We start from the raw sequence: 12,350 nt of genomic DNA, 5'->3' as shown, positions 1-12,350 counted from the left end.
ATAAAAACAACGGCGCCCTCCATGATGTTCACGCGGCGCCGTCTCTTTGTTTTATCGTTTCTGAATTTCTTCAAGCAAAAGCTTGTTGACCATTGGCGGGTTTGCCTGGCCTTTTGTTGCTTTCATAATTTGACCGACCAGGAAGCCGATCGCTTTTTGTTTACCGCTTTTGAAGTCCTCGATGGATTGCGGATTCGCTTCAAGTGATTCGTTTACGATTTTGCGGAGCGTGCCTTCGTCAGAGATTTGGACAAGTCCCTGATCCTTAACGATTTGCTCGGCATCGCCGCCTTTTTCGATCAGCTCTTTGAACACTTTTTTCGCGATTTTCGTTGAAATCGTGCCGTTTTCAATCAGCTTGATCATGCCCGCAAGTCCTTCTGGCGTAAGGGCTACATCCTGAAGTTCTTTGCCTTCAGCGTTTAAATATCCGCTCACTTCACCCATCAGCCAGTTAGATGCTTGCTTAGCGTCTGCTTCTTTTGCAACCGTTGCTTCAAAGAAATCAGACATTTCTTTTGTCAGAGTAAGGACCTGTGCATCATAAGATGGAAGGCCAAGTTCTTCCACATAGCGCTTTTGACGCTGATCAGGAAGCTCAGGAATCGTTGAACGAATGCATTCCTTCCACTCGTCATCAATGTAGAGGGACACAAGGTCCGGCTCCGGGAAGTAGCGGTAGTCGTCAGATCCTTCTTTCACGCGCATCAGGATTGTTTTTCCCGTTGCTTCGTCAAAGCGGCGTGTTTCCTGCTCGATGATGCCGCCTGATAAAAGAACTTCTTCCTGGCGCTTCACCTCATGCTCAAGTCCTCTGCGGACAAAGTTGAAGGAGTTCAGGTTTTTCAGCTCTGCTTTTGTACCGAATTTCTCTTGGCCTACTGGACGAAGGGAAATGTTGGCGTCACAGCGGAGTGAGCCTTCTTCCATCTTGCAGTCCGATACACCTGTGTATTGAATGATCGCTTTCAGCTTTTCAAGATAAGCGTAAGCTTCTTCAGGTGTGCGGATGTCCGGCTCTGAGACGATTTCGATCAGCGGTGTGCCCTGGCGGTTGTAATCACAAAGAGAATAACCGTCGCCTGTATGTGTCAGCTTGCCTGCATCTTCTTCTAAATGAAGACGGGTAATGCCGATTCGTTTCTTGTAGCCGCTCACTTCAATATCAATCCAGCCGTGCTCGCCGATTGGCTTGTCAAATTGTGAAATCTGGTAAGCTTTCGGGTTATCCGGGTAAAAATAGTTTTTGCGGTCGAACTTTGTATCTGTCGCAACTTCACAGTTCAGCGCCATTGCAGCTTTCATGGCGAAATCAACGGCTTCTTTGTTTAATACCGGGAGAACCCCTGGATAGCCAAGTTCGATCACGCTTGTGTTTGTATTTGGATCAGCACCGAAATGGTTCGGTGCGCTTGAGAAAATTTTCGAATTTGTTTTTAATTCAACGTGGACTTCAAGTCCAATGACCGTTTCAAAGTTCATGATTTCACCCCTTACAATTCAGGTTTTGCTTTATGATGGTCGGTTGCCTGCTCAAATGCATGTGCAACGCGGTATACTGTGCTTTCGTCGAAATGCTTGCCGATGATTTGAAGACCGAGCGGCAATCCGTTTGAGAATCCGCAAGGCACAGAGATGCCAGGTACGCCTGCAAGGTTCACTGGGATTGTCAAAATATCGTTCGCATACATGGTCATCGGGTCATCTGTTTTTTCGCCTACTTTAAAGGCTGGAGTCGGAGTTGTCGGGCCAACGATGACGTCGTATTTTTCAAACACATCTTCAAAGTCTTTTTTGATGAGTGTGCGGACTTGCTGTGCTTTTTTGTAGTAAGCATCATAGTACCCTGAGCTGAGTGCAAATGTTCCAAGCATGATGCGGCGTTTTACTTCATCACCGAAGCCCTCTGAACGGGACTGCTTGTACAATTCAATCAGGTTCTTCGCATTGTCTGAACGGTAGCCGTAGCGGACGCCGTCAAAGCGTGCAAGGTTTGCTGATGCTTCTGATGAAGACAGCAGGTAGTACGTAGCAAGCGCGTATTTTGAATGAGGCAGAGATACCTCTTCCCATGTTGCACCTTGTGCTTCTAATACTTTTAAAGCATCAAGAACAGACTGCTTCACTTCTTCGCTGACGCCTTCGCCTAAGTATTCTTTTGGTACGGCGATTTTAAGGCCTTTTACATCTCCTGTCAGTGCAGAAAGAAAATCTGGAACGTCAACGTTTGCTGATGTTGAGTCCATTTTATCTACTCCTGAAATCGCTTGGAGCAAAAAGGCATTGTCTTCAACATTTGTCGTTAACGGTCCGATTTGATCAAGAGATGATGCAAATGCAATCAGTCCGAAACGTGATACACGTCCATATGTAGGTTTTAACCCAACGACACCTGTGAAAGCTGCCGGCTGGCGAATCGATCCGCCTGTATCTGATCCAAGGGCAAATGGTACCTCGCCCGCTGCAACTGCTGCAGCTGAACCGCCGCTTGATCCGCCTGGTACGGTTTCAAGATTCCATGGATTTTTCGTTACTTTGTAGCCAGAGTTCTCTGTTGAAGATCCCATTGCGAATTCATCCATGTTTAGTTTTCCGATTGTAACAGCTTCCGCTTTTTTCAAATGCTGAACAACCGTTGCGTCATAAATCGGGTCGAAGTTTTCAAGGATTTTACTTGCCGCTGTAGTACGCAGGTTTTTCGTAACGATGTTGTCCTTTACTCCAATCGGCATTCCAAACAATAGGCCTAATTCATCACGCGTTCCGATCGCTTCGTCCAGTTCTTTTGCATAGGAACGTGCTTTTTCTTCATCTAATGTAAGGAAGGCATTCACTTGATCGTCGACGGCATGAATTCGTTTGTACGATTCGTCAACAAGGTCTGTTACGGTGATTTCTTTTTTATGTAAAAGTGTTTTTAGTTCTGACAGTTTGTGGTCAAATAATGACATGCTGGCTGCTCCCTCCTTATTCTAAAATGGACGGCACGCGAATGTATCCGTCTTTATGGTCAGGAGCGTTTTTCACGACATCCTCTACTGGCAATCCTTTTTCTGCTTTGTCTTCGCGCAGAATGTTTTTCATCTCTAATACATGTGTTGTCAGCTCAACGCCTGTTGTATCAAGCTCATTCAATTGCTCTGCGAATGTGATGATCGCGTCCAATTGAGTTGTGAACATTTCCGTTTCTTCTTCCGTGATCGCTAAACGCGCTAAATTCGCAACGTGCTTCACTTCTTCTTTTGAAATGCGTGACATGTGCTCCACCTCCATTAAATCTCGTGTAAACAATACTCTGATGATAACAAAAGTCAGTGCATTAAAGCAACAAAAGCTCGTGATTATTGCGCCTTACCGTATTCCTGATCGAGTACTTTTTTCACAATGTTCGGGTGATCCGTCATGATGCCATCCGCACCGATTTCAACGAGCTTCCGGACACTGTCTTCATCGTTGATCGTCCAGTATTGCACAGCGATGTTTCGTTTATGCAGGGATTTGATGATTCGCTCGGTTGTCAGATTAAGACCACTTGCGCTCATTGGGATTTGAACCGCTGTGTATTTGTTCATTGGAATCAGCCGGTCCAGGAACAGCTTGTGGGCAAGGACGAAGTTGCGTGTTGCTTCGGATGGTGAGCTGACAGGAACTTTGCCGCCGGTTGCTTCGATGAAGTCATTCAGCGATTCGTCGTAGAATGAGGTGATGATGACGTTGTCGGTCATGTTGTGTTTTTGGATCAAGTCGGCCATTTTGTCTGTCAGTAAGGGGTCTTCGGTTTTCAGCTCAATAGTCATTGGATAGCCTGGGAAAGCGGTGAAGATTTCCTCCATGGTTGGGATGGTGACGCCTTTGTTCCGGTAAGGATGGGTTCCGTCCGGACCGACGAAGTGATAGCCTGCGTCCAGCTGTTTCAGTTGTTGGAGTGTCATATCTTTTACAGCACCTGTTCCATTTGTTGTGCGGTCTACAGTAGCGTCATGTATCACGACGACTTCTTTGTCTTTTGAGAGGTGAACGTCCATTTCGAGCATGTCGACTTCGAGTTTTTCAGAAAGGGAGAAGGCTGCCAGTGTGTTGCCGGGCGCCATTCCGTCTCCGCCTTGGTGGGCAATTATGAGCGGTCGCTTGCCTTTTTTGAGGAAAGCTTGATTTTCTAGGGGTTGAACAGGGATGTATTGAATGATGGCGATGAACAGGATCAGCGCGATGAGAATCGCAGAGGTGATTTTTATCTTGGTCCTCTTCTTTCTGACGGGCTGCGGCACGATTTCCATGGTTTGGTCCCCTTTTTTGGTTGGTAGTTTCTTTATATCATGGATCGTGTAATGGTGATGCAGGAATTTTGTCAAATTTCTTCAACGAGTTTAATAATAAACTACCCTCCCTTTCTAGCAAAACCCTCACTTACTTTCCAATCTCAGCAAAATACTTTCCATTCCGCCCCAAATACTATCCGGAATCCCTCCTTTACTTGCCAAACTCCAACAAATACTTTCTTTTTCCCAACTGTCTCCTAAAAAACAAAAAACACCAGCATCCATGCGGTGTTCTTCATTTAAACAAACGTTTGATTAAGCTCTATTTGCTGCTCTGGCGCAGTTTCAGCTTGGTTGCGATCACTACTTGCTTCGCAATTTTGCGTTCGGTGATGCGTTCAATCAGGAGATCAACAGCCGTCTCACCCATGACCTCTGTGTAGACCTTCACCGTGCTGAGCGCCGGGAAAATGTACTTTGAGACGCTGATGTCATTTACCCCGATGATGCTGACCTGCTCCGGGACACGGATGCCGTGCTCGTGCAGGGCCTGGAGGCTGCCGATGGCGATGGAGTCGTTGCCTGCAAAGAAGGCGCTTGGCAGGGAATCACCGAGCTCTGCAATGGCTTGGGACATCAAGCGATGGCCGTCCTTTACGGTGAATGATCCGATGAACATGGCGTCCTCGCGCAGCATGCCTCTTCCAGACAAGTACTTGATGAATGTCTGCTCGCGCTGATCGTCAAGTGTTGTGCTGTGCTCGCGGTAGGCTTCACGTCCGCCGATGTAGCCGATTTGCGTGTGCCCTTTTGCGATGAAATGGTCGAGGACGCGCTCTGTTGCCCGTTCGAAGTCGACGATGACGGAATCGAATTTTTCCGGATCCGGACTTGAGTCGACGAAGACGACGTTTCGCGCTGCTTTTTTGAATTCCTCTGCCTGCTGGTTGCTGAATTTGCCCACTGCGACGATGCCCTGAAGCTGATCCTGGTTGATCGCTTCAAAATCGTCGTAAAAATAGGTCGCAAGCTGAAGGTTGTGACTCTTCGCCCGCTCCTCGATGCCGAGCCTGATCGACATGTAGTAAAGATCGTTCAGCTCCTCCTGCTCTGTGTACCAGTGCACGATAGCGATCTTTGGAACGAGGTTTTTCTTTGTTTTTCTTTTTTGATAAGACAGCTCCTCAGCCACTTCGAAAATTCGCTTTTTCGTTTCGTCTCCAACGGATAGCGTTTCGTCAAAGTTCAGGACCCTCGAAACCGTCGCAATGGATACACCCGCTTTTTCAGCTATATCTTTTATCGTAGCCGCCATATACCGTAACCCCTTTGTTAAAATCAGAAAGTTTTCATATCCTTGTCCAGCTCCACCGCCTAACTCCTCGGTCAGTACGGATCTGCCTGTCGGAGCTAACCAGGCGGTTCCGCTTTTCTATATTAGTCCGAATGTAAATGATGTTCTGGATCTGTATGCCTCATGTGCCGCAAGCTTATGTGTCGGCAGGCCTGGGATCAGCAGCGATTCCGGAATGCGCTGTGTCTCAATGCAGATTGCCGCATATGGCCCGGTTGCCTGACCCGGTTTTAATGGATGATCGGTATCCATTTTATTCGCCATGTAGATGACAGCTGCTGGATCTGTTGTCTGCACTACCATCTTCCGTCCGCTTTCCTGCTCCTCTACTGACACTTGGTTGAGCTCACTTTGTTCAAATAGAAAAAGGTGGTCAAAACCGTTTCCGACCTTGTTGATCTGCTCGTGGTCAGACTCTGCTGCTTCTCTTAATAGTTTACCAGTTTTCAGGTCAAACGGGGTTTCTTTTGCAGGAATCCATCTGCCTGTTGGAATCGAATCGTCATCGAATTCAGCAATGGCATCACTTTTCATTGTAAGAGAGTGATTCAGTACGTCCCTTCCGCTGTCTGCTGATAAATTAAAATAAGCGTGGTTTGTCAGGTTGAGCCATGTATTTTTGTCCGAACGTGCTTCGTAATCAATGGTAAAGGTATTGTCACAGTCCAGACGGTATGTTACCTGTGCCTCAAGATTTCCAGGATAGCCGCCTTCCCCATCCCTGCTGAAATGCGTGAGGATCACTTCTGCTGAATCCTCATGTTCAACGGTTTTTACGTTCCAGAAAACCTGATGAAAGCCATGAGGACCACCGTGCAAATGGTGCTCTCCTTCGTTTGCCTCTAGTCTGTACGGACCAAGCTCTGCATTTGGAACCCGTCCTGCAACGCGGCCGATCAGTGCTCCTAAATAATATGGATTTTCGATATACTGCTCAGCATTTTCATAAGCTAAAACAACATTTTCAAAGTTTCCGTTTTTATCAGGCGCCATGATCGACGTGATTGTTCCGCCAAGGTTTAAGAAGCTGACCGAAAAGCCCTGATCGTTTTCAAGCGTATATTTTTCAATGTTTTGCTGCGGGTGTGTGAGAATCGTTTCGTGAAGGATTTTCATTTTCATCGTTCCTCTCTCTTTTTAAACTCTGGATAAAATGATTAAAATGATTATTCCCTTCATTCGTTCTTTTAAAAACTCCCGCATCCTCTAATACTCTGCTGAACTTTAATCCCACTTCTTTTTTCAGGATTCCATCAGCCGTTTCTTTTTCAAACGATTGATATTTCGAGATTAAGTGCTGAACCCATTCCTCATGATGCTTCGGGACTTCAGCCTCCTCACCGAGAAGGAAGGCTTCTATTTGCTGAAGCTCATGTTTAAGACGCTCTGGAAGGACCGCCAAGCCCATGACTTCAATCAGGCCGATGTTTTCTTTTTTAATATGATGCAAATCTGCATGGGGATGGAAAATTCCCATCGGATGCTCTTCGCTCGTTCGGTTGTTGCGAAGGACAAGGTCAAGCTCAAAGCGGCCGTCTCTCATTCTTGCAATCGGCGTCACCGTTTGATGAGATTCGTCTCCTGTAAAAGCAATAATCTCTGCTTCTTCATTTGAATAGGTTTTCCATGTATTCAGCACGTGTTCTGCCGCTGTAACGAGCGCCGCTTTATCTGATGATCGCAGTCTCAGCACCGACATTGGCCATTTCACCTTTGAGAAGGCTACCTCAGGAAAGCTCTCAATCTCAAACTTCTCTTCATCAGGAGCTTCCGCCATCGCAAACGTATACTTGCCTGCCTGATAGTGATCATGGGAGAGAATCGATCCGCCGACAATTGGAAGGTCAGCATTTGAGCCGATAAAATAGTGCGGAAACTGCTCAACGAAAGCAAGCAGTCTTCGGAAGGCGCTCCCATTGATTTTCATGTCTCTGTGCTCTCCGGATAACACAATGGAATGCTCATTGTAATAAATGTAAGGCGAATATTGAAAATACCACTGTTCATTCTCAAGGTTCAGCTCAATCACACGGTGATTGGATCGCGCAGGGTGTCCGATGCGGCCTGTGTAGCCTTCGTTTTCCGCGCAAAGCAGGCAATTCGGATACTTGCTTGCCGGTTTGACTGCCCGCTCCCGTGCGATATCCCGGGGGTCTTTTTCAGGCTTTGAGAGATTAATTGTAATATCAATCTCCCCGTATTCAGTCGGCGTTTTATAATGAATGTTTTTCGCGATTCGTTTTGTCTGAATGTAATTGCTGTTCTGACTCAGCTTGTAAAAGTAATCTGTCGCGATTTCAGGTGACAGGCTGTAATACTCTTCAAACGTTTGCTGAATCGCGGACGGCTTATCAAGAAACACATTCATCAGATTGGCAGACAGCTTTTCTTTTTCATCAAAGGTTCCTTCAATGATGCCGCGTTCTGCTGTCTGCTCGACTATCATATCAAGCAGATCCGGTATGGAAAGCAGCATGTTCGGCAGATCGCATTCTTCATAGGCATCAATCCCAAGCAGACCGAGAATCTGATTTCGGGCATACATCCGGTCTCTGTCAGTGATGAATTTTTTCTGGATGGCTTGCTCAACTAATTGATTGACGAATGAAGAATTGTTCATCTGGAATCCTCTCCATATCCGTTTGGTTTTGTTTGGTGCCAGTTCCATGCATCCTGCAGGATCGTTTTGATATTCGTACGGGATGGCTCCCAGCCGAGAATCACTCTTGCTTTTTCGGATGAAGCGACAAGTGTGCTCGGGTCACCTGGACGTCTAGGTGCAGCTTTTGCAGGAATCGGGTGTCCCGTCACTTCTCTTGCTTCCTTAATCATTTCATTCACCGAGAAGCCCTGGCTGCTGCCGAGGTTCAAAATGATGCTTTCGCCTTGTCTGCTTAAATAGTTCAGGGCAAGGAGATGGGCGTCAATTAAATCTTCCACGTGAACGTAATCACGGATGCATGTGCCATCAGGCGTTGCATAATCATCACCAAAAACAGAGATGTGCTCTCTTTGTCCTAATGCAACCTGGAGAATGATCGGCACTAAATGGGTTTCAGGTGTATGATCCTCTCCGATTTCAGTCGTGGCTCTTGCACCGGCAACATTGAAATAGCGCAGGGATACATAGCGGATGCCGTATGCTTGCTCGCACCAGCGCATCATTTTTTCCATCATCAGCTTTGATTCGCCGTATGGATTAGTAGGATTGGTGTGTTCGCTTTCTGTAATCGGAATGTTCTTCGGCTCACCGTATACAGCGGCTGTCGATGAAAAGACGATTTCTTTCACACCGTGCTTCTGCATCACTTCAAGCAGAACCTGTAATCCGTAGACATTATTGTGAAAATACTTGAGCGGCTGCAGGACGGATTCTCCTACTAAGGAGTTGGCTGCGAAGTGCAGCACCTGGGTGATTTCTTCTTTTTCAAACACGCTGTTTAAAAATGCCTGATCTCTCAGGTCGCCTTCGTAAAAACTTGCTCCCGGATGGATCGCTTCTTTGTGGCCGGTCTGGAGGTTATCGACCACGACAACGTCCAATCCCTGATCTGCTAATTGATAGACTGCATGGGAGCCGATGTAGCCGGCTCCGCCAAGAACTAAAACGCTCATATATGAACCCCCAATTCAATTTCGCATGCTCCGTCCCCGATGTCTGCGATGTAGAAGGATGCCTCGTAGCCGACTGCCTTTAAATAAGATTGGCCGACTTCTTCAAGAAAATCACCTACACTTCCGCGTTCAACAATCGCGATTGCGCATCCCCCAAAGCCAGCACCTGTCATACGCGCACCGATAACGCCGTTTTGCTTCCAAGCAGCCTCGACAAGTGCATCGAGCTCTGTACCTGTTACTTCATAATCGTCCCGCAGTGAGCGGTGGGAAGCATTCATTAATTCGCCGAATGTAGATAAGTCGTTCTTTTCAAGGGCTTCAAGTGCATGAATGGTCCGTTCATTTTCACTGACAGCGTGACGCGCGCGCTTTCTCACCGTTTCATCCGCAATGGAATCTGCGTATTTTTCGAATGTTTCCAGCGAGAGTTCGCCCAACGACTGCACGGGTGCCTTTTCCTGCAGGATCTTCAAGGCATCTTCACATTCCTGACGGCGTTCGTTATATTTTGAAGCGGCAAGCTCTCTGCGTTTGTTTGTGTTCATGATCACGATGACATGATGCTCTAAATGGATCGGTGCGTAGCGGTATTGGAGCGTATTGCAATCCAGCAGCATGCCGCACGCTTTTTTCCCCATGCCAATGGCGAACTGATCCATGATCCCGCTGTTGACGCCGATGTATTGATTTTCAACGATCTGACCAAGCTTGACGAGCTCAATCCGGTCTATTTTCAGATCAAAGAGAGATTCAAGCATCACGCCAGTAACCAATTCAATGGAGGCAGACGATGATAAGCCTGCGCCATTCGGAATGTTTCCATAGATTAAGAGATCAAACCCCTCTTCAATCTCATATCCGTGCTGCTTTAAAGCTGCGCTCATCCCTTTTGGATAATTCGCCCAGTCGTGTTCAGTTTGATAGTCCAAGTCATCAAGGGAGCACTCAATAATCCCCTTATCAGGAAAATTCACCGAGTACATGCGCAGCATCCGGTCTGAACGCTTTGCAGCAAGCGCGTAGGTTCCGTACGTAATCGCACATGGAAAAACGTGCCCGCCGTTGTAATCTGTGTGTTCCCCGATCAGGTTAATGCGCCCCGGCGCAAAGAAGCTGCGATAGTCCCCTTTGCCGAACTTTTCTCTGAATAAGCCTTCTAATTCCCCCGCATTCATGATGAGTGTCCCCCTCGCTCCATGATTTTCGTTTCAAACGGCTGCAGCACTTCCCCTTCGAAAGCTGCTTCCCCGTGGTTGTGGTTCATGACAATCACATGCCCCGCGCGTTCGACTACTTCAACACCAGGCTCGCTCTTGATGAACGAGATGCCTGTTTCATTTAAGACGGTTAATGTTAAATCAGAAAGAACGCCTGCTTCAGCACCTGTTCCGACGTAATATGCTTTTCCGTTTCCATACTCATTGACTGTTAAGGCTGCATAGTTTTTATAAAAACGGTCGCTGTAGGAATAGAGAACATCTGCGGTTGTTGTGCGGATGAGATCTCTCCACACCTGTCCCTGCGCCTCTTTCTGGCCGTCTTTTGAAAGGATTGAAACATGCTGGCCCTCATGAAGCGATTCGGCTTCATCGATTTCAATGCCGAGCAGTTCTTTTAATAAATAAGGCGATTTGTCGCCGAATGGAATATTGTTGTCTTTGTTTTTCATGCCGGCACGGAATGAGAAGATCACGGTGCCGCCCTTTTCTGTGAAGGCTTTTAATCTTGCAGCAAGCTCTTCATCTACGAGTGTCAGCACAGGCACAATAACAACTTTATAAACCGAGAAATCATGGTCGTATTTGAGCACGTCCACGGGTACATTCACATCATGGAACGGCTGGTACAGGCGCATTAATTCGTTTGTAAATTCAAGCTGTGAGCTTTGCTGCTGAATGCGCATCGACCAGATGTTATTAAAATCATACAGCACGGCTACATCTGACTTGAATGGTGCCTTGAACACTTCTTCATACTTGCGGACTTCTTTAAACACTTCCTGAACTTCGTAAAATTTTCTTGAACGTGTATTATCAGCATCGATAATGCCAAGGCAATACTGCTCTGCCCCTCTGTTCATGCCTCTGAAGCGGAAGTACAGCATGTTGCTGCATCCGTGCGCAAATGCGTGGTACGACCATAATTGCGCCTGACCAGGTCTTGGAAGATAGCCGATAATGTCATGACCCTGTGCCCCCATCAACTGTTCAACAATCCAGAAGTTCTCGCGTTTGATGCCGCGGATAAATCCGAGCGTGAATGATAGAAAGGCTGGTGTGACTGGCTCTGTCAGTCCGCCCCAAACCGGGTAATTGTCGTAGGACACGTAATCCAGGTCTCTTGAAAACTCGTTATGGTCGAACCATTTTCCGAAGAAGCCGCCCGGTAGATTTGTTGTAACCTCCTGATGAGCTCCCTTCAGCTTTTTTACTAGATTCAGATGCGTCTTCGCGAACTCGCTTAGAGACTTGCTTCTGAATCTTGCCCAGTCGAGCATCATCGCCGGGTTATGAACCGTGATTGTCGGCTTTGGAACAGGAACTTCATGGAAAGAGTTATACGTTTGTCCCCAGAAAATCGTTCCCCAGCGCTTGTTCAGTTCATCAACCGATTCATATTTTTTTGCAAGGAATGTGTGAAAAGCTTCTCTGCATTGACCGCAGTAGCACATATCGCTGCCTTCATGGCCAAGCTCGTTGTCGATCTGCCATGAGACGATGCCGCTCTCGTTTTGATAGTGAGTGACCAGCTTTTCAACGATTGCTAAAGAATAAGTTTGATAGTTTTTAGAGTTATAGCAGTACTGTCTCCTGCCGCCGAACGATTTGGGATGGCCGTTTTCGTCTTCGAGCAGAATATCCGGATGTTTTTTTACGAGCCAGGCAGGAAACGTTGCGGTCGGTGTTCCGAACATGACCGCAATGCCTTCTTTCTTAAACCGGTTTATGACTTCGTCAAAAAAAGAGAAATCATACTGCCCTTCTGAAGGCTCCATTAAGTGCCAGGCAAATTCGCCGATGCGCACCATGTTGACGCCCATTTCCTTCATCTTTTCAATATCTTCGCCGAACAGGGATGGATCCCAATGCTCTGGATAGTAATCAACGCCTAAATACATG

At 46.9% G+C, this 12,350-nt stretch carries 10 protein-coding genes; all 10 read right to left on the bottom strand.

The window, feature by feature from the left end; genetic code table 11:
* Nucleotides 1-51 precede the first annotated feature (51 nt).
* The 10 genes from gatB to K8L98_RS01910 all read right to left on the bottom strand — a co-directional run bounded on the left by gatB (nucleotide 52) and on the right by K8L98_RS01910 (nucleotide 12,349).
* Nucleotides 52-1,482 (bottom strand): Asp-tRNA(Asn)/Glu-tRNA(Gln) amidotransferase subunit GatB, encoded by a 1,431-nt coding sequence (gatB, locus tag K8L98_RS01955; protein ID WP_223439104.1) that lies wholly within the window; start codon nucleotides 1,480-1,482, stop codon nucleotides 52-54.
* A gap of 11 nt (nucleotides 1,483-1,493) precedes the next feature.
* Complete coding sequence (gene gatA, locus K8L98_RS01950) at nucleotides 1,494-2,951, bottom strand: Asp-tRNA(Asn)/Glu-tRNA(Gln) amidotransferase subunit GatA (RefSeq protein WP_223439102.1); 1,458 nt, start codon at nucleotides 2,949-2,951, stop codon at nucleotides 1,494-1,496.
* Nucleotides 2,952-2,967: 16 nt separating this feature from the next.
* Nucleotides 2,968-3,258 (bottom strand): Asp-tRNA(Asn)/Glu-tRNA(Gln) amidotransferase subunit GatC, encoded by a 291-nt coding sequence (gene gatC, locus K8L98_RS01945; RefSeq protein WP_223439100.1) that lies wholly within the window; start codon nucleotides 3,256-3,258, stop codon nucleotides 2,968-2,970.
* Between the two features lie 83 nt (nucleotides 3,259-3,341).
* A complete protein-coding gene (locus K8L98_RS01940; RefSeq protein ID WP_223439098.1) occupies nucleotides 3,342-4,277 on the bottom strand; it encodes a glycerophosphodiester phosphodiesterase family protein in 936 nt (311 codons plus the stop codon).
* A gap of 304 nt (nucleotides 4,278-4,581) precedes the next feature.
* Nucleotides 4,582-5,574, bottom strand: coding sequence for a LacI family DNA-binding transcriptional regulator (locus K8L98_RS01935; protein WP_223439096.1), 993 nt, complete (start codon nucleotides 5,572-5,574; stop codon nucleotides 4,582-4,584).
* A 117-nt stretch (nucleotides 5,575-5,691) separates the two neighbouring features.
* Nucleotides 5,692-6,735 (bottom strand): aldose epimerase family protein, encoded by a 1,044-nt coding sequence (locus K8L98_RS01930; protein WP_223439094.1) that lies wholly within the window; start codon nucleotides 6,733-6,735, stop codon nucleotides 5,692-5,694.
* A complete protein-coding gene (gene galT / locus K8L98_RS01925) occupies nucleotides 6,680-8,233 on the bottom strand; it encodes a UDP-glucose--hexose-1-phosphate uridylyltransferase (RefSeq protein ID WP_223439093.1) in 1,554 nt (517 codons plus the stop codon). The genes K8L98_RS01930 and galT overlap by 56 nt, the downstream gene beginning before the upstream one ends.
* Nucleotides 8,230-9,228: a UDP-glucose 4-epimerase GalE gene (gene galE / locus K8L98_RS01920; RefSeq protein ID WP_223439092.1), complete on the bottom strand. Its 999-nt coding sequence runs from the start codon at nucleotides 9,226-9,228 to the stop codon at nucleotides 8,230-8,232. Before galE ends, galT begins: the two co-directional genes overlap by 4 nt.
* Nucleotides 9,225-10,406 (bottom strand): galactokinase, encoded by a 1,182-nt coding sequence (locus tag K8L98_RS01915; RefSeq protein ID WP_223439091.1) that lies wholly within the window; start codon nucleotides 10,404-10,406, stop codon nucleotides 9,225-9,227. The genes galE and K8L98_RS01915 overlap by 4 nt, the downstream gene beginning before the upstream one ends.
* Nucleotides 10,403-12,349, bottom strand: coding sequence for a beta-galactosidase (locus K8L98_RS01910; RefSeq protein ID WP_223439090.1), 1,947 nt, complete (start codon nucleotides 12,347-12,349; stop codon nucleotides 10,403-10,405). The genes K8L98_RS01915 and K8L98_RS01910 overlap by 4 nt, the downstream gene beginning before the upstream one ends.
* Nucleotide 12,350: the final 1 nt, after the last annotated feature.

Source organism: Metabacillus dongyingensis, from assembly GCF_019933155.2.
GTDB lineage: Bacteria > Bacillota > Bacilli > Bacillales > Bacillaceae > Bacillus_P > Bacillus_P dongyingensis.
The sequence above is the reverse complement of the archived record's forward strand: the minus strand, read 5'-3'. Positions and strand labels throughout refer to the sequence as shown.

Bases quoted from the DNA above. Each gene is read 5' to 3' on its own strand.
- K8L98_RS01930 (WP_223439094.1), bottom strand. From the start codon at position 6,735: ATGAAAATGAAAATCCTTCACGAAACGATTCTCACACACCCGCAGCAA.
- K8L98_RS01915 (WP_223439091.1), bottom strand. From the start codon at position 10,406: ATGAATGCGGGGGAATTAGAAGGCTTATTCAGAGAAAAGTTCGGCAAA.
- galT (WP_223439093.1), bottom strand. From the start codon at position 8,233: ATGAACAATTCTTCATTCGTCAATCAATTAGTTGAGCAAGCCATCCAG.
- gatA (WP_223439102.1), bottom strand. From the start codon at position 2,951: ATGTCATTATTTGACCACAAACTGTCAGAACTAAAAACACTTTTACAT.
- gatB (WP_223439104.1), bottom strand. From the start codon at position 1,482: ATGAACTTTGAAACGGTCATTGGACTTGAAGTCCACGTTGAATTAAAA.
- K8L98_RS01935 (WP_223439096.1), bottom strand. From the start codon at position 5,574: ATGGCGGCTACGATAAAAGATATAGCTGAAAAAGCGGGTGTATCCATT.
- K8L98_RS01910 (WP_223439090.1), bottom strand. From the start codon at position 12,349: ATGTATTTAGGCGTTGATTACTATCCAGAGCATTGGGATCCATCCCTG.
- K8L98_RS01940 (WP_223439098.1), bottom strand. From the start codon at position 4,277: ATGGAAATCGTGCCGCAGCCCGTCAGAAAGAAGAGGACCAAGATAAAA.
- galE (WP_223439092.1), bottom strand. From the start codon at position 9,228: ATGAGCGTTTTAGTTCTTGGCGGAGCCGGCTACATCGGCTCCCATGCA.
- gatC (WP_223439100.1), bottom strand. From the start codon at position 3,258: ATGTCACGCATTTCAAAAGAAGAAGTGAAGCACGTTGCGAATTTAGCG.